The organism is Kitasatospora sp. NPDC059160, assembly GCF_042755465.1.
Classification (GTDB): Bacteria; Actinomycetota; Actinomycetes; order Streptomycetales; family Streptomycetaceae; genus Kitasatospora.
The window spans coordinates 1-17500 of the sequence record NZ_JBHZCN010000035.1; the positions used below are offsets into that span (position 1 = coordinate 1).

Annotated in this window: 13 protein-coding genes; 4 read left to right on the forward strand and 9 right to left on the reverse strand. The window is 72.4% G+C overall.

The window, feature by feature from the left end; all coding sequences use genetic code 11:
* Positions 1-110: 110 nt before the first annotated feature.
* Together ACFXOZ_RS17020 and ACFXOZ_RS17025 are read right to left on the reverse strand one after the other, a co-directional pair.
* Positions 111-1241 carry a DUF4185 domain-containing protein gene (locus ACFXOZ_RS17020; protein ID WP_380532596.1) on the reverse strand — a complete coding sequence of 377 codons (1131 nt, stop codon included), beginning with the start codon at positions 1239-1241 and terminating at the stop codon, positions 111-113.
* 160 nt (positions 1242-1401) lie between these two features.
* Positions 1402-2604: an MFS transporter gene (locus tag ACFXOZ_RS17025; RefSeq protein ID WP_380591228.1), complete on the reverse strand. Its 1203-nt coding sequence runs from the start codon at positions 2602-2604 to the stop codon at positions 1402-1404.
* Between the two features lie 299 nt (positions 2605-2903).
* Here ACFXOZ_RS17025 and ACFXOZ_RS17030 point away from each other — a divergent pair, with 299 nt between their 5' ends.
* Entirely contained in the window at positions 2904-3839 is a 936-nt protein-coding gene (locus ACFXOZ_RS17030; protein ID WP_375892432.1) for a LysR family transcriptional regulator, read from the forward strand.
* A 55-nt stretch (positions 3840-3894) separates the two neighbouring features.
* Here the strand turns inward: ACFXOZ_RS17030 and ACFXOZ_RS17035 are convergent, their stop codons facing one another.
* Positions 3895-4188, reverse strand: coding sequence for a hypothetical protein (locus ACFXOZ_RS17035; RefSeq protein ID WP_375892434.1), 294 nt, complete (start codon positions 4186-4188; stop codon positions 3895-3897).
* Positions 4189-4382: 194 nt separating this feature from the next.
* On the opposite strand from ACFXOZ_RS17035, the gene holA reads away from it, so the two are divergent.
* Positions 4383-5381, forward strand: coding sequence for a DNA polymerase III subunit delta (gene holA, locus ACFXOZ_RS17040; protein ID WP_375892435.1), 999 nt, complete (start codon positions 4383-4385; stop codon positions 5379-5381).
* A 16-nt stretch (positions 5382-5397) separates the two neighbouring features.
* Here the strand turns inward: holA and ACFXOZ_RS17045 are convergent, their stop codons facing one another.
* Both ACFXOZ_RS17045 and rpsT read right to left on the reverse strand, forming a co-directional pair.
* Positions 5398-6285, reverse strand: coding sequence for a hypothetical protein (locus ACFXOZ_RS17045; protein ID WP_380591156.1), 888 nt, complete (start codon positions 6283-6285; stop codon positions 5398-5400).
* A gap of 269 nt (positions 6286-6554) precedes the next feature.
* Entirely contained in the window at positions 6555-6824 is a 270-nt protein-coding gene (rpsT, locus tag ACFXOZ_RS17050; RefSeq protein ID WP_375892438.1) for a 30S ribosomal protein S20, read from the reverse strand.
* 421 nt (positions 6825-7245) lie between these two features.
* On the opposite strand from rpsT, the gene lepA reads away from it, so the two are divergent.
* Positions 7246-9114, forward strand: coding sequence for a translation elongation factor 4 (lepA, locus tag ACFXOZ_RS17055; RefSeq protein WP_375892440.1), 1869 nt, complete (start codon positions 7246-7248; stop codon positions 9112-9114).
* A gap of 113 nt (positions 9115-9227) precedes the next feature.
* Here the strand turns inward: lepA and ACFXOZ_RS17060 are convergent, their stop codons facing one another.
* The 4 genes from ACFXOZ_RS17060 to ACFXOZ_RS17075 form a co-directional block, all read right to left on the reverse strand.
* Complete coding sequence (locus ACFXOZ_RS17060) at positions 9228-10310, reverse strand: NAD(P)/FAD-dependent oxidoreductase (protein WP_380524871.1); 1083 nt, start codon at positions 10308-10310, stop codon at positions 9228-9230.
* Positions 10311-10419: 109 nt separating this feature from the next.
* Entirely contained in the window at positions 10420-11337 is a 918-nt protein-coding gene (gene sigJ, locus ACFXOZ_RS17065; RefSeq protein ID WP_380524873.1) for an RNA polymerase sigma factor SigJ, read from the reverse strand.
* Between the two features lie 98 nt (positions 11338-11435).
* The gene (locus tag ACFXOZ_RS17070) at positions 11436-13334 is read right to left on the reverse strand and encodes an ABC transporter ATP-binding protein (RefSeq protein WP_380591231.1); all 1899 of its coding nucleotides are present in this window, start codon (positions 13332-13334) and stop codon (positions 11436-11438) included.
* Between the two features lie 134 nt (positions 13335-13468).
* A complete protein-coding gene (locus ACFXOZ_RS17075) occupies positions 13469-15202 on the reverse strand; it encodes an ABC transporter ATP-binding protein (RefSeq protein ID WP_380524874.1) in 1734 nt (577 codons plus the stop codon).
* A 324-nt stretch (positions 15203-15526) separates the two neighbouring features.
* On the opposite strand from ACFXOZ_RS17075, the gene ACFXOZ_RS17080 reads away from it, so the two are divergent.
* Complete coding sequence (locus ACFXOZ_RS17080; protein WP_380591160.1) at positions 15527-17464, forward strand: AMP-dependent synthetase/ligase; 1938 nt, start codon at positions 15527-15529, stop codon at positions 17462-17464.
* The last annotated feature ends 36 nt before the right edge of the window (positions 17465-17500 follow it).

Genomic DNA, 17500 nt, shown 5'->3' on the forward strand with positions numbered 1-17500 from the left:
TTGGTGGGGGGCGCCCGCGGGGCCGCCCCCCGCCCCCCCCCGCCACCGGAGCAATGCGCCTACGGCCCGGGCCAGTTGGGCCGGGGACGATCAGGCCGGGGTAGGGGCGGTCAGGAGAGCATGTTGATCCGGTACTGCATGATCCGGTAGTTCGTCACGTCGTACCACTGGCTGACGACGATGTGGAAGTTGCCGAACGTCGAGCCGGGGATGACGAAGCCGCCGTACGGGCTGGCCACGAAGTTGGCGGTCTCCTGGCCCGGGGCGCCGGGGAGGATCATGGCCTGTTCCAGCGTCCTGGTCAGGTCCGAGGTAGGGAGTGCGAAGACCATCGCCCTGATCGACAGCGGGTCCGTGTTCAGCCAGGTGAGGACGTACTTGCCGTCCATGGCGCGGAAGCACAGCTCGCCCCACTTGCGGGTGCCGAAGACGGTCGTCGGGGCGGGGGCGTTCCACTGCCAGTTGCCGTCGGTGTAGCCCCAGGGCTCGTAGGCGTCCGGGGTGCCGAGGCTCTCCTTCCGTACCCGGTGCAGCAGCATCCCCGACTCCACCTCACGGTTGAAGACCGTGGACAGCACGTAGCAGTAGCCGTCGTCGGCCACCGCGTAGGTCTTCTGCTGGAACTGCCCGCCGTACAGGTCGCCGGGCCACTGGCACAGGTACTCCCAGGTCTGCCCGTTGTCGGTGGAGCGCCAGAAGTCGGTGTGGTGGGTGTCGTAGATGACCCCGCGCATCAGGTGCATGTACATCACACCGTCGACGACGAAGGCGTCGGAGGGGATCGCGGTCGTGAACTTGTCGCCGACCTGGGTGTGCGGCTCGTCGACGAGGCTGATGCCGTAGGCGCCCTGGACGACGCCGTCGATGCGCAGGTTGTCCAGGTCGGCGCTGCTGGAGCGCAGTCCGACGGGCGCGTTCCACTGGCCGGTGAAGAGCTGGTCGCCGGAGTAGGTGTCGCCGCAGACGAAGAGCATGGTGCCGTCCGGGCACCGGACGGGGATGCCGAGGTCGGTCCACGCGGCGCCGAACGATCCGGTCTCGGCCGGGCCGCTGAGGTTCTTGATCTTGGTCGCGATGGTCGGGGCGGTCGGGTCGTACGGGCCGTTGGCGAGCGCGGCGGGAGCGCCGGAGCCGAGGGCCCCGGCCCCCACGGCGACGCCGATGCCGATCCTGAGCAGGTGGCGGCGGGAGGGCCCGCCGGGTGTCGGCGTCTCGTCGTGTCCGCCCGCTGAGCGTGTCATGGTGTCGGTGGCCTTCCGGATCGACGGATCCCGCACCTTCGCCCGGATCGCGCACCCGAGCGGCGACGGGGCGCCACCGAGGCTACGGCGGCCCGCCGCCGCCCCGTCGGTGGGTGGACGGACCTTCACCCGAATTGGGTAGGCGTGGGGCCCGGCGGCCTCAGGTACGGGTGGGGGCCGGGGGGTGAGGGGCCGGGGCGGGGGTGCCCCGGGGGAGGAGGAGGGGGGTGGCCAGGATGAGGAGGCCCGCGGCGGCGAGGGCGGTGCGTGGGCCGGTGGTGTCGGCGAGGAGGCCGCCGAGGGTGGTGCAGACGGCGATGGCGGTCTGCTGGCCGATGGACCAGGCGGACAGGGTGCGGGCGAGGAGGTGCTCGGGCGTGCGTTCGAGCCGGTGGGTGGCGAGCACCGGGGTGTAGAGGCTCATGTTGATGATGATGGCGAGTTCGACGGCCATCACGGTGACCAGGCCGACGACGCCGGGGCGGACGAGGACCAGGCCGATCAGCCACACGGCGCGCAGGGCGCCGACGGTCCGGAACACCCGGTGCCGGCCGTAGCGGGTCACGACGCGCTGGGCGAGCCGGGAGCCGATGAGTCCGCCGAGGCAGGGGGCGGCGAAGGCGAGGCCGTACTGCCAGGGCGGGAAGTGGAGTTGGCGCAGCATGAGGACGGCCAGCAGCGGTTCGGTGGCCATGATCAGCCCGGAGACGAGCAGGTTGTTGAGGTAGAGCGCCCGCAGCTCGGGGTCGCCGAGGATGTGCCGCCAGCCGTCGAGGACCGAGCCGGCCCGCCCCGGGTTCCGCCCGGCGGGCGGCGGGGTCTCCTCCCGGCCGCGGATGGCGCCGATGCCGAGGGCGGAGAGCAGGTAGCTGAGGGCGTCGGCGATCACGGTGGTGACCGGTCCGAACAGGCCGATGGCGGCCCCGCCCAGGGGCGGTCCGATCGCGATGGAGCTCCAGTTCGTCGACTCGAAGCGGGAGTTGGCCACCAGGAGGTCCTCGGGTCGGACCAGGGCCTTGAGGTGGGCGCCGGCGGCCGCGTTGAACGCGATCTTGGCCGCGGCGACGACGGCCGAGACCGCCAGCAGTTGGGCGAAGCCGAGCAGTCCGAGGGCGTAGGCGGCCGGGATCGTCGCCATGGCCGCGAACCGGACCAGGTCCATGGTGATCATCACCGGGCGTTTGCGCCGGAACTCCACCCAGGGGGCGAGCGGCAGCGCGATCAGCGCCCCCACGGCGGGGCCCACGGCGGACAGTGCGGACACCTGGGCGGGCCCGGCGTGCAGCACCAGGACGGCCAGCAACGGCAGGGCGCCGAATCCCAGTCCGGACCCGTACGCGCTGACCGCGTAGGCCGCCCACAGCCACCCGAACCGCGGTCCCAGCCGTCTCCTGCCGAACCTGCCCGCTGTCGCTGTCGCTGTCGCTGTCGCTGTCGCTGCCGTGCCTGCGGCGGCTGCCGCACCTGCCGCGTCCCCCGTGCCCACCATGTCCGGCGCACTCCCTCGGCATCCCGTTCGAACAATCCGACGTTGACCGGGGAGAGCTAACCGAGCGGCTCGACCGCAGGTCAAACAACCGATCCGCCCCACGGGTACAACCATCCGTTGTTCACAAGGGCGTGTCTGACATTGCGCGTCGGATCGGCCTAGGGTGGGCCGACGTGGACCTCGAAGCCGTACGCACCTTCGCCGCCGCCGCCGAGGCCGGCCAGTTCCAGAAGGCCGCCGTCGACCTGGCGGTCACCCAGCAGGCCGTCTCCAAGCGCATCGCCGCCCTGGAGCGCGACCTCGGGGTGCGCCTGTTCACCCGCACCCCGCGCGGCGCCGAACTCACCATCGACGGACAGGCGTTCCTGCCCCACGCACGTGAACTGCTGCGCGCCGCCGAGCGGGCCGTCGCCTCGGTGCGGACGGGCCGTCGGCCGCTGCGGGTCGACATCATCGCCTCGCGCGGCGCCGGGTCGGGTCTGATGCGCGACTTCCACCGCGCGCACCCCGGGATCGAGTTGGACGTGGTGATGCTGTTCGACGTGGCGGCGGCCGTCGCCGCGATCCGCTCGGGGGCGATCGACGCGTCCTTCCGTGCCGTCGCCGCACCCGGGCGGCCCTTCCCGGAGGACGTCGAGTCCGTCCGGGTGCTCGACGAGCCCTTGCAGTTGCTCACCGGTCCGGCGCACGCGCTGGCGGGCGCGCGTTCGGTGACCGTCGCCCAGCTGGTCGGCCACCGGATCTGGATGCCCGGCATCGCCCCCGGCACCGAGTGGGCCGCCTACTACGACGACCTGGTCGCCGAGTTCGGCCTCACCATCGAGGCGACCGGCCCCAACTTCGGTTCCGACGCGCTGCTGGACACCGTCGCCGACACCCCGGCCCTGGCCACCTTCATGAGCGAGCGCACCCGGCTGGTCTGGCCCGCCGGGCACGGTCTGCGCCGCATCCCGGTGACCGACCCGACGCCGGTCTACCCGCACTCGCTGCTGTGGCACCGGGACAACCCCCACCCCGCCCTGGCCACCCTCCGGGCCCACCTCGCCGCCACCACGCCCGCCCACGACGCCCCTGGGACCTGGCGGCCGGACTGGGTGCTGCCGAACTGACCACCTCGGCGAGCGCCGGGAGCGCCGGGAGCGCCGGGGGCGGGCGACGGTCGGGTCAGGCCTCCTCGCGCCAGCCCTCGTAGGAGGCCGCGACGGTGTCGAGGGCGTGCAGGAGGGTGGGCGTCCAGCCGTCGGACGGGGGGTCGAGGACGACGAGCCACTGGGCGTCCTCGGCGTCGTCCTCGCCGGCCAGCGCGTCGCGGACGATCTCCAGGTCGCCGAGGTCGGGATGGGCGGCGGAGAGCTCCTCGGCGGCCTCGTCGGCGGTGTCGCGGTCGGGCAGGACGAGCAGCTGGCGGACGAACGGGTCTTCGACGTCCGGCAGGTCGGGGGTGTGGTTCTCGGTCACCGGGCCATTCTCCAGGTCGGGCCGCGCGCCCCCGCAGGGCGGTCGGCCTTCACGAGCCCCGTCCCCGGCCCCGGCCCCGGACCACTGGCCCCCGTCCCCCGCCCCCGTCCCCCGCCCCCGCCCGTACGCCCCCGCCCGTACGCTCCCGCCCGTCCGGGCGGGAGTGTCCGCGGCGCGTGGGATGCTGGTAGACGATGGCCAGGAAGAGTGCACCCGACGACCTGCTCGCCCCGCTGACCCTCGCGGTCGGTCAGGAGGAGCTGCTGCTGGACCGTGCGGTCGCCCAGGTGGTGGCCGCGGCCAGGGCGGCGGACCCGGACACCGACGTGCGGGACCTCCCGCCCGGCGGCCTGCAGCCGGGCAGTCTGGCCGAGCTGACCACGCCCTCGCTGTTCGCCGAGCGCAAGGTGATCGTGGTCCGGGCCGCGCAGGACCTCTCCGCCGAGTCGGTGAAGGAGGTCAAGGCGTACATCGAGGCCCCGGCCGAGGAAGTGATCATCGTCCTGGTGCACGCCGGCGGGGCCAAGGGCAAGGGCCTGCTGGACTTCGGGCGCAAGGCGGGCGGGCGCGAGGTGGCCTGCGCCAAGCTGGCCAAGGCGGGCGAGCGGCTGGCCTTCGTCAAGGGCGAGTTCCGTACGCTGGGCCGCTCCGCGACCCAGGAGGCCTGCCAGGCACTGCTGGACGCGCTCGGCAGCGACCTGCGCGAACTCGCCGCCGCGTGCAGCCAGTTGACCTCGGACGTCGAGGGCACGATCGACGAGACGGTGGTGGCCCGCTACTACAGCGGCCGGGCCGAGGCGACCGGGTTCGAGGTGGCCGACCTGGCGGTCACCGGCCGGGCGGCCGAGGCGCTGGAGCGGCTGCGCTGGGCGCTGGCCGTCGGCCAGCCGCCGACCGGCATCACCTACGCGCTGGCCTCCGGCGTGCGCAGCATCGGCCGGCTGGCGACGACCGGGCGGAACATGCGTCCGGCCGATCTGGCCCGCGAGTTGGGCATGCCGCCGTGGAAGGTGGACCGGGTCCGTCAGCAGATGCGCGGGTGGACCGGCGATGCGGTGGCCACGGCGCTCACCGCGATCGCCCAGGCCGATGCGGCGGTCAAGGGCGGCTCGGCCGACCCGGCCTTCGCCCTGGAGCGGGCGGTGGTGGCCGTCGCCAAGGCCGCCCGGGCCGGCTCCCGTCCCTCGTACTGACCGCGGCGGCGGACCGCTACTTGCGCATGGCCCGTACGGCGTTGTCGGCGTCGGTCTGCAGGTCGTTGCGGAGCTCGGTCATGGACGGCGGGTTGGCCTTCCCCTGGGTGTAACTGGCGTTGTAGCTGATGTAGTAGGTCATCCCGCCGTCGCGGATCTGCACCTCGCCGAACAGGCTGTGGTACGAGCCCGAACCGCCGTCGTCCTTGTAGATGAAGAACGCGTCCTCGCCGATCCCCGGGATGTCGGTGATCTGGTAGCCCCGGGCCCGGTAGAGCTCCTTGCCGGCCGTCTGCTCGGGTGCCGGGTTGACGGCCTTGTGCAGGTCGGCACGGATGTACACGCTGGCGTACTCGCTGTCGGTGCCGCCGCCGGTCCGCTTGAGCGACATGGAGCAGTTCATGCTGTCCAGGGCGGCGGTCCGGTCGGTGTGGTGGGACGGCGAACTGCTGTCCGTGGTGACGGTGTAGGTCTCCAGCAGCCGGGAGGGCTTCGCGGTGGCGCAGAAGTCGTCGGAGAGGTGGTAGTTGCCGAGGCTGCGCGGTGAGGAGTCGTTGCTGACGAGGTCCGGGACGGCCACCACGGCGGCGGCCCAGCCGGCCGAGGCGAGGACCGCGCCGACGAAGGCCCAGACGGCGTTGCGGCGCAGCCCACCGCCCTTGGGCGGCGCGGCGGGCAGCCCGGGCGCGGTCGGCAGCCCGAGCGGCGGCCCGAAGCTGCCGGCCCCCGGCCCGCCGAGCCCGCCGGATCCACCGGGTCCGCCCGGCCCGCCCGTGCCGGGTACGGGCGCCGTGGCCGGTTGCTGCGGAAAGCCGTAGCCCGGTCCGTTCGAACCCGGACCCGGACCCGGACCCGGACCCGGACCCGGACCCGGCGACGGCGGTGGCGGCGGTGGCGTCGTCATGGAAGTTCCCCCCTCGGGACTGGCCGCCGTGGGTGCTCCCCGCACCCCCGGTCGCGCCTGACCGACCCTAGCGGCCGGGGCGCGGAACGCGACAGGCGCCGCAGTCGCCCTCGGGGAGAGGATGACTGCGGCGCCTGTCGTACAGCTCGTGCTGCACCGCACCCGCGTGGCGAACGCAGGCCGCGTGCGGTGCGAGTCTCGCACGCCTCGGGGTTCCGGGTAGAGGGCCGGTCGCCCTGAGGCGGTGGGGGCCGGAGCCCCCGGGGGCGTCAGGCCTGGACGGCGGTGTTGACGCGCTTGGTGATGGCCGACTTCTTGTTGGCGGCCTGGTTGGCGTGGATGACGCCCTTGCTCACGGCCTTGTCGAGCGCCTTGGAGGCGGCGCGGGCCAGCACGGTGGCCTTCTCGGTGTCACCGGCGGCAGCGGCCTCACGGGCCTTGCGCAGAGCGGTCTTCAGCGAGGACTTGACGGCCTTGTTGCGCAGGCGCGCCTTCTCGTTGGTCTTGTTGCGCTTGATCTGGGACTTGATGTTCGCCACGAAGGAGCCTCAGTCTTGTCTGAATGGTTTGAACGGGCTGCACTGTGCGGCCGTCGGACCAGCTGAGAGGGCATGCCGAGGCCAGGTGCAGCTGACCACGCTACCAGGGGCCCACCGCCCGCCCCAAACCGGCGGCCGGTCCGCGGTCGGTCCGCGGCCGGTAGAAGGCGGGTAGAAGTGGTGCGGCAGCTCCCGCCACCGCACGTACCCGGCCGAGCCGCGGAACCCCTCGGTGCGGCCGGGCGAAGCCCTTCGGGGCGCCCTCGGGGGGCTGTGAGGTGCCCGAACGGCGTCCCGCCCCGTAGTCGTGGGAGGATGGGAGGAACTATTTCGATCGGACGAGACTGTCCGGTCCCCGGGATAGCCGGTCAGCGATGATCCGGACACCCCCGGCCCCGGACCAACGGAGAATCGGACCAAGGTGCCCGCGACCCCCAGCAATGTGCCAGAGCCCAGCCGTACCGACCCGGCGCTGATCCGCAACTTCTGCATCATCGCCCACATCGACCACGGCAAGTCGACGCTCGCAGACCGGATGCTGCAGATCACCGGCGTCGTCGACCCCCGGCAGATGCGCGCCCAGTACCTCGACCGCATGGACATCGAGCGCGAGCGCGGCATCACCATCAAGTCGCAGGCGGTCCGCCTCCCGTGGGCCCCGAAGACCGGGCCGGACGCCGGGACGACCCACATCCTCAACATGATCGACACCCCCGGCCACGTGGACTTCACGTACGAGGTGTCCCGCTCCCTCGCGGCCTGCGAGGGCACCGTCCTGGTGGTCGACGCGGCCCAGGGCATCGAGGCCCAGACCCTCGCCAACCTGTACCTGGCGCTGGAGAACGACCTCACGATCGTCCCGGTCCTCAACAAGATCGACCTGCCGGCCGCCCAGCCGGAGAAGTACGCCGCCGAGATCGCCCACATCATCGGCTGCGACCCCTCCGACGTGCTCCAGGTCAGCGCCAAGACCGGTCTCGGCGTCGAGGACCTGCTGGACCACATCGTCAACACCGTCCCGGCCCCGGTCGGCGTCAAGGACGCCCCGGCCCGCGCGATGATCTTCGACTCGGTGTACGACTCCTACCGCGGCGTGGTCACCTACGTCCGTGTCGTGGACGGCCAGCTCACCAAGCGCGAGCGCATCGCGATGATGTCGACCGGCGCCACCCACGAGCTGCTGGAGATCGGCGTCATCTCGCCCGAGCCGAAGGTCGCCGACGGCCTCGGCGTCGGCGAGGTCGGCTACATCATCACCGGTGTGAAGGACGTCCGGCAGTCCAAGGTCGGTGACACGATCACCTCGATGCACAAGGGCGCCACCGAGGCGCTCGGCGGCTACAAGGACCCGCGCCCGATGGTGTTCTCGGGCCTGTACCCGCTGGACGGCTCGGACTACCCGCTGCTGCGCGACGCCCTGGACAAGCTGCGCCTCAACGACGCCGCCCTGGTGTACGAGCCGGAGACCTCGGTCGCGCTGGGCTTCGGCTACCGCTGCGGCTTCCTCGGCCTGCTGCACCTGGAGATCATCCGGGAGCGCCTGGAGCGCGAGTTCAACCTCGACCTGATCTCCACCGCCCCGAACGTGGTCTACCGGGTGGTGATGGAGGACGGCACCGAGCACACCGTCACCAACCCGAGCGAGTTCCCGAGCGGCAAGATCTCCGAGGTGTTCGAGCCGGTCGTGCGCGGCACCATCCTGGCGCCGAACGAGTTCGTCGGCGCGATCATGGAGCTCTGCCAGTCCCGCCGCGGCAACCTCCAGGGCATGGACTACCTCTCCGAGGACCGGGTCGAGCTGCGCTACACCCTGCCGCTCGCGGAGATCGTCTTCGACTTCTTCGACCAGTTGAAGTCCAAGACCCGCGGCTACGCCTCGCTCGACTACGAGCCCATCGGCGAGCAGGCCGCCCAGCTGGTGAAGGTCGACATCCTGCTGCACGGCGACCCGGTGGACGCGTTCTCCGCGATCGTGCACAAGGACAAGGCCTACGGCTACGGCGTGATGATGGCCGGCAAGCTGCAGAAGCTCATCCCCCGCCAGCAGTTCGAGGTGCCGATCCAGGCCGCCATCGGCTCCCGGGTGATCGCCCGTGAGACGGTCCGCGCGATCCGCAAGGACGTCCTCGCCAAGTGCTACGGCGGTGACATCTCCCGTAAGCGGAAGCTGCTGGAGAAGCAGAAGGAAGGCAAGAAGCGGATGAAGATGGTCGGCAGCGTGGAGGTCCCGCAGGAGGCCTTCATCGCCGCGCTGTCCACCGACGCCGAGACGCCGAAGGACAAGAAGTAGGCGTAGCGGGAAGCGGTACGAGGAGGGCCCGGGCGGGACTGCCCGGGCCCTTCCGCGTTCCCGCCGGGCACAGGAACCGGTAGTACCCGGACGGAACCGGTGGCCCCCGGCGGCTACTTGAGCGCGCCGAGGACGAGGCCGACGATCCCGGCCTTGGCCAGCCGCCCCGCGGTGCCGGTGAGCACGGTGGGCTTCATCGAGTCGTCGGGGTGGACCAGTTGGAGCAGCCCGTCCCGCCGGCCCAGGCTGAGGCACTGCACGAGGTACGTGAAGGAGAACGGCGCCGAGGTGCGCCCGTCGAGCAGCCGGCCCACGTACTGGCCCTGCGGCAGCGCGGTGGCGCAGCCCATCCTCAGGGTGCCGACGCCGGGGACGGTGACGGCGGCGGCGTCGCCGACCACGTGGACGTCCGGGTGCGAGACCGACCGCAGGTGGTCGTCCACCAGGGCGCGGCCGCGCTCGTCGACGGCCAGTCCGGCCTCGGCGGCCAGCGGGTGGGGTTCCAGCGAGGCGGCCCACAGGGTGAGGTCGGCGTCGACCGGGCCGGCGGTGGTGAGTGGCCCGCCGGGGGTGACCTCGGTGACGGTGGCGTCCTCGTGGACGTCGACGCCGAGGCGGTCGAGGACGCGCCGGATGTGGGCGCGGCCCTTGGGCGAGTAGGCGCCGCCGACGGTGCCGGAGGCGACGATCCGCACCCGCCAGTCGGGGTGGGCCTCGGCGAGTTCGGCGGCCAGTTCGATGCCGGTGGCGCCGCCGCCGACGACGGCGAGGGTGCCGGGGCGGGCGGCCTCGCGGATGAGCCGGCGGACCTCGGCGGCGCGCTCCACGGGGTGGGCGTGCTCGGCGGCGCCGGGGACGCCGTGCCAGGCGGTGCGGCTGCCGAGGGCGTGGACCAGGGTGTCGTAGCCGAGGGTGGTGCCGTCGTCGAGGAGCACCTCGTGCCCGGCCAGGTCGAGTGCGACGGCCCGGGCCCGGCGGTGCTCGATCCGGCGGCCGCGGGCGAGTTCGGTGAGCGCGGGCCAGTCGCGGCCGCGGCCGGCGGCGGTCTCGTGCTGGCGGATGCGGTGCAGGAGCCGCTCCTCGGGGGCGACCAGGGTGACGGCGCGGCGGCGTCCGGCGCCCTTGGCCGCGGTGATCCCGGCGTACCCGGCGCCGAGGACGACGATCCGCTGATCGGTGCTGGTGGTGCTGCTCATCTCGTCCGCCTCCTCGTGGGGCGCTCCGGTGGAGCGCTGTTCGGGAAGGGGACGACGCGGGCGGCCGGAGTGTGACGGTGACCCGCGTCACAGCCCGGCGGGGCCCGGTTCAGCGGGTCGTGACCGGGTCGATCCGGCCGAGCTTCTCGGGGTTGACCACGACGAAGGCCTCGGTGATCCGGCCGTCGGCCACGGCGAAGGCCAGCACCCCGCCGACGCTGCCGGTGCCGCGCTCGTACCAGACCAGGCCGGGTTCGCCGTTGACGGCGGCGAGGCCGATCGCGGCGTCGGGGGTGAACCACTTGGCGACCAGTCCGGCCACCAGGCGGGCGACCTTGTCGGCGCCGCGCACCGGGCGGGCGGCGGCGCGGACGATGCCGCCGCCGTCGGCGTGCCAGACCACGTCGGGGTCGAGGACCGCCATCAGGCCGAGGATGTCGCCCCGGGCGCTGGCGGAGGCGAACGCCTCGACGGCCCGCCGGTGTTCGGCCGGGTCGGTGCCGCCGGGGTGCCGGCCGCCCTCCTTGACCCGGCGGCGGGCCCGGGAGGCGAGCTGGCGGGTGGCGTCCGGGGTGCGGTCCAGGGAGGCGGCGATGGACTCGAAGCCGACCGCGAAGACGTCGTGCAGGACGAAGGCGGCCCGCTCGGCCGGGGTGAGCTGCTCCAGCACGGTGAGCAGGGCGAGGGAGACGGACTCGCCGCGTTCGGCCAGGTCGGCGGGGGAGTCGGGGCCGTCGGCGTAGGAGACGGACGGTTCGGGCAGCCACTCGCCGTAGTAGGCCTCGCGGCGGCTGCGGGCGGAGCCCAGCTGGTCGTAGCAGAGCCGGGTGACCACGGTGGTGAGGAAGGCGCGCGGGTCGGCGACGGCGGCGCGGTCGGCGTCCTGCCAGCGCAGCCAGGCGTCCTGGAGGACGTCCTCGGCGTCGGTGAAGGAGCCGAGCAGCCGGTAGGCGACCGAGCCCAGGTAGCGGCGGTTCGCCTCGAAGGCGTCGGGGGCCGGTCCGGGGGCCGTGGGCTGGGCGGTCACGGGGGCCACCGTAGCGAAGGCGGTCGTGCCCCGCGAGGGGCGGGTGCGCGCGGAGCCGGGACGGCGGGTTCCGTCCCGGCTCCGGGCGTGCCGACGGGTCAGTCCACCTCGGCCACGGCCTCCGCGAACTGCGCCTGGTAGAGCCGGGCGTAGGCGCCGTCGGCGGCGATCAGCTCGTCGTGCGAGCCCTGCTCCACGATGGAGCCGTTCTCCATCACCAGGATCACGTCGGCGTCCCGGATGGTGGAGAGCCGGTGGGCGATGACGAAGCTGGTGCGGCCGGTGCGCAGCCGGGCCATGGCCCGCTGGATGAGCACCTCGGTGCGGGTGTCGACGGAGCTGGTGGCCTCGTCGAGGACCAGGATGGACGGCTGGGCGAGGAAGGCCCGGGCGATGGTGATCAGCTGCTTCTCGCCGGCGCTGACGCCGGTGCCCTCGTCGTCGATGACGGTGTCGTAGCCGTCCGGGAGGGTGCGGACGAAGCGGTCGACGTGGGCGGCCCGGGCGGCCTCGACGACCTCGTCGCGGGTGGCGGAGCCGGCCCCGTAGGCGATGTTGTCGGCGATGGTGCCGCCGAACAGCCAGGTGTCCTGGAGGACCATGCCGATGCCGGAGCGCAGGTCCTCGCGGGACATCGCGGCGATGTCGATGCCGTCGAGGGTGATGCGCCCGGAGCTGACCTCGTAGAACCGCATCAGCAGGTTGACCAGGGTGGTCTTGCCGGCGCCGGTGGGGCCGACGATGGCGACGGTCTGGCCGGGTTCGACCTTGAGCGAGAGGTCGTCGATGAGCGGCTTGTCGGGGTCGTAGCGGAAGGACACGTCCTGGAAGGCGACCCGGCCGTGGACGGTGTCGGGCTTCTCGGGCATGGCCGGTTCGGGGCTCTGCTCGGGGGCGTCGAGCAGTTCGAAGACGCGCTCGGCGGAGGCGACCCCGGACTGCACCAGGTTGGCCATGCTGGCGACCTGGGTGAGCGGCTGGCTGAACTGCCGGGAGTACTGGATGAAGGCCTGGACGTCGCCGGTGGACAGCGAGCCGCTGGCCACCCGCAGGCCGCCGACCACGGCGACCAGCACGTACTGCAGGTTGCCGATCAGCATCATCGCGGGCTGGATGATCCCGGAGATGAACTGGGCGCGGAAGCTGGCGTGGAACAGCGCGTCGTTGTGCTCGCGGAAGGTCTCGGCGGACTCGCGGTGCCGGCCGAACGCCTTGACCAGGGTGTGGCCGGTGTACATCTCCTCGATGTGGGCGTTGAGTTGGCCGGTGGACTTCCACTGCTGGACGAACTGCGGCTGGGCCCGCTTGCCGACCTTGGCGGCGACGACCACCGAGAGCGGTACGGAGACCAGGGCGATCGCGGCGAGGATCGGGGAGATCCAGAACATCATCGCGAGCACACCGACCACGGTGAGCAGCGAGTTGACGATCTGTCCCATGGTCTGCTGCATCGACTGGCCGATGTTGTCGATGTCGTTGGTGACCCGGCTGAGCACCTCGCCGCGCGGCTGCCTGTCGAAGTAGCTGAGCGGCAGCCGGGCGAGTTTGGCCTCGACGTCCTGGCGCAGCCGGTAGCTGGCGGACTGGATCGCCCGGGTGGCCAGGCGGCCCTGGACGATGCCGAAGAGGGCGGAGGCGAGGTAGATGCCGAGCACCCAGAGCAGGATGGAGCCGATGGCGCCGAAGTCCATGCCCTGGCCGGGGGTGAAGTCGACGGCGGAGAGCAGGTCGGCGACGCCGCCGTCGCCGTGGACGCGCAGTCCGGCGATGACCTCGGCCTTGGAGGTGCCGGCGGGGAAGCGGGCGCCGATGACGCCGGCGAAGATCAGGTCGGTGGCGTCGCCGAGGATCTTCGGGCCGGTGACGGCGCAGCCGATGCCGAGCACGCCGAGCAGCAGGACGCCGATCAGGACGTTGCGTTCGGGGCGCAGCAGGCCGAGCACGCGTTTGCCGGAGCCCTTGAAGTCCATGGACTTCTCGGTGCCCTGGCCGCCCATGAAGCGGCCCGGTCCGGCCGGTCCGCGGCGGGCGGCGGCGGCCTGGGAGTCGCTGGGGAGCTTGTCCGCGGGCTGTCCGGCGCCCGGTCCGGCGGGGGCCCCGGCCGGCTTTCCGGCGGGCTTTCCTGGGGTGGTCACGCCGCCTCCTGCTCGGTGAGCTGGGAGAGCACGATCTCCCGGTACGTCGGGTTGTCGGCCATCAGTTCGCGGTGGGTGCCGGTGCCGACGACGGCGCCCTCGTCGAGGACGATGATCCGGTCGGCGTCGCGGATGGTGGAGACGCGCTGGGCGACGATCAGGACGGTGGCGTCGGAGGTCTCGCGGGCGAGGGCCTTGCGCAGCCTGGCGTCGGTGGCGTAGTCGAGCGCGGAGAAGGAGTCGTCGAAGAGGTAGACGTCGGGCCGCCGGACGAGGGCCCGGGCGATGGCCAGGCGCTGGCGCTGGCCGCCGGAGACGTTGCTGCCGCCCTGGGAGATGGGGGCGTCCAGGCCTTCGGGCAGCTTCTCGACGAAGTCCTTGGCCTGGGCGATCTCCAGGGCGTGCCAGAGCTCCTCGTCGGTGGCGTCGGGGCGGCCGTAGCGGAGGTTGCTGGCGACGGTGCCGGTGAAGAGGTAGGGCTTCTGCGGGACGATGCCGACGCTGTCGGCGATCGTGTCGGCGGAGAGCTCGCGCACGTCGGTGCCGTCGAGCAGGACCTGTCCGGAGGTGACGTCGAAGAGCCGGGGGACGAGGCCGAGCAGGGTGGACTTGCCGGCGCCGGTGGAGCCGATGATGGCGGTGGTCTCGCCGGGGCGGGCGGTGAGGTCGACGCCGCGCAGTACCGGGGCCTCGGCGCCGGGGTAGCGGAAGTCGACGTCGCGCAGTTCCAGGTTGCCGCGGCGCAGCACCTCGGTGACCGGGGCGGCGGGCGGGACGACGCTGGAGGAGGTGCCGAGGACCTCCTCGACGCGTTCGGCGCAGACCTCGGCGCGCGGCACCATCATGAACATGAAGGTGGCCATCATGACGCTCATCAGGATCTGCATCAGGTAGGAGAGGAAGGCGGTGAGCCCGCCGATCTCCATGCCGCCGCTGTCGATGCGGTGGGCGCCGAACCAGAGCACGGCGACGCTGGAGACGTTGACGACCAGCATGACGGCGGGGAACATCACGGACATCAGCCGGCCGACCTGCCGGGCGACCTGGGTGAGGTCCTCGTTGGCGTCGGCGAAGCGCTGCTGCTCGTGGCCGTCCTTGACGAAGGCGCGGATGACCCGGATGCCGGTGATCTGCTCGCGCAGCACCCGGTTCACGGTGTCGATCTTCACCTGCATGCTGCGGAACTTCGGCCGCAGGGCGCGCACCAGCAGGACGACGACGATGCCGAGCACGGGGATGACGGCGAGCAGCAGGCCGGACAGCGGGACGTCCTGGTTGAGCGCCATGATGATGCCGCCGACGCACATGATCGGTGCGGCGACCATCAGGGTGAAGCTCATCAGGGCCAGCATCTGGACCTGCTGGACGTCGTTGGTGGTGCGGGTGATCAGCGACGGGGCGCCGAACTGGCCGACCTCGCGGGAGGAGAAGCTCTGCACCCGGTCGAAGACGGCGGCCCGCAGGTCGCGGCCGAAGGCCATGGCGGTGCGGGCGCCGTAGTAGACGGCGCCGATCGAGCAGAGCGCCTGGAGCAGGGTGACGCCGATCATCACGGCGCCCAGGCGCAGGATGTAGCCGGTGTCGCCCGTGACCACGCCCTTGTCGATGATGTCGGCGTTGAGCGTGGGCAGGTAGAGCGCCGCGAGGGTGGACACCAGCTGGAGGGCCACCAGCAGGGTGATCGGTCGGGAGTATGGGCGCAGGTACGCCCGGAGCAGTCTGATCAGCACTGGCACACTCTTGTCTTCGCCGGTCGGGTTCGCACCCCAATTCTCGTCGTTCTGTAGCGTCGTACAGACGATTCGGGGGCCGTCCGGCGGAGGTTTGCCGGGCCTTTGCCATCGGCGGCCCGGTTCGCGCCCTCCGGCGGGCACCGGCGCCGAGGGGGCGTGCCAGCTGGGGCCGCCCCCTTACGGAATGACCGGTTTCCCCCTAGGCTGCTGACTACGCCCTTGTTACTGACCGGTACCGACCACGTTAACGGGGGCCCGGCGGACGCCCCCACGGACGCCGCGACAATCCCTCAGACGGCCACCCGCCCCCGGAGGTCCTCGTTGAGTTCCGCGCAGTCCCTGATCGACTCCGGCAGTGCCGACATCGTCGCCGGGCGTCCCGCCTCCGTCGCCCACCTGTTCCTGGAGCGGGTCGCCCTGACCCCGAACACCGAGGCCTACCGCTACCCGGCCTCGGTCGACGAGCACGCCGCGGACGGCGCGCCCGGCGCCGAGCAGTGGCGCTCGCTCACCTGGGCGCAGACCGCGGTCCGGGTCAAGGCGGTGGCCGCCGGCCTGATGGCGCTCGGCATCCAGTCGGAGGACCGGGTCGCGCTGGCCTCCTCCACCCGGGTCGAGTGGATCCTCGCCGACCTGGGCGCCATGTGCGCGGGCGCCGCCATCACCACCGTCTACCCGAGCACCAACGCCGACGAGACGGCCTTCATCCTCTCCAACTCCGGCTCCCGGGCGATGTTCGCCGAGAACGCCGCCCAGCTGGCCAAGGCCGTCGAGCACATCGACGAGCTGCCCGAGCTGCGCACCGTGATCCTCTTCGACGCCCCCGCCGGGGCGCCCGGGGCGGAGGCACTCGACACGGCCGGCCTGGACCTGCTCACCCTGGCCGAGCTCGAACGGCGCGGCGCCGAGTACCTGGAGCAGCACCCGGACGCGGTCGACAAGGCCGTGGCCGGGCTCGACAAGGAGCAGCTGGCCACCCTCATCTACACCTCCGGCACCACCGGCCGCCCCAAGGGCGTGCGCCTGGTGCACGACTGCTGGGCCTACGAGGGCCGGGCCCAGGAGGCCAGCGGCCTGCTCGGCCCCGACGACGTCCAGTTCATGTGGCTGCCGCTGTCGCACGTCTTCGGCAAGACGCTGATCTCCGGCCAGATCGCCACCGGCCACGTGATGGCCGTGGACGGCCGGGTCGACCGGATCATCCACAACCTGCCGGTCATCCGGCCGACCACCATGGCCTCGGCGCCGCGCATCTTCGAGAAGGTCTACAACGGCATCGCCGGGCGGGCCCGGGCCGAGGGCGGCGCCAAGTACAAGATCTTCCTGTGGGCCGCCAAGGTCGCCCGCGAGCATGCCCGGGTGGTCCAGGAGAGCCGGGTCGCCACCGGCGTCGGGAGCGCCCCGCTGGGCCTGCGGCTGCAGCACGCGCTCGCCGACAAGCTGGTGTACGCGAAGATCCGGGCCGCCTTCGGCGGCCGGCTGCGCGGCGCCGTCTCCGGCAGCGCCGCCCTGGCCCCCGAGATCGGCTACTTCTTCCTCGGTGCCGGGGTGCCGATCCTGGAGGGCTACGGGCTGAGCGAGACCAGCGCCGGCTCCTGCGTCAACCGCAAGGAGGACGTCCGGATCGGCACGGTCGGCCGCCCGCTGCCCGGCACCGAGGTGCGGATCGCCGAGGACGGCGAGATCCTGCTGCGCGGCCCCGGCGTGATGCGCGGCTACCACAACCTGCCGGAGAAGACCGCCGAGGTGCTGGAGCCGGACGGCTGGTTCCACACCGAGGACATCGGCGAGCTCACCCCCGACGGCTTCCTGCGGATCACCGACCGCAAGAAGGACCTGTTCAAGACCTCCGGCGGCAAGTACGTGGCGCCCAGCGAGGTCGAGGGCAAGTTCAAGGCGGTCTGCCCGTTCGTCAGCAACATCCTGGTGATCGGCAACGGCCGCAACTTCTGCACCGCGCTGATCGGCCTGGACGAGGCGGTGCTGATGCCGTGGGCCGCCGAGCGCGGCCTGGCCGGCAAGAGCTACGCCGAGCTGGCCGCCGACCCGGCCGTGCACCAGCTGATCGAGGGCTTCGTCAAGCGGGTCAACGCCGACCTCCAGCGCTGGCAGACGATCAAGAAGTTCCACCTGCTGCCGCGCGACCTCGACATCGAGCACGGCGAGCTCACCCCGAGCCTCAAGATCAAGCGCCCGGTGGTCGAGCGGACCTACGCGGACGCGGTGACCGCCATGTACGCGGGCGCCAACGAGGCCTGAGCCGGCCCTCCTCCCGTACGGCTCACGAGTCCGGGT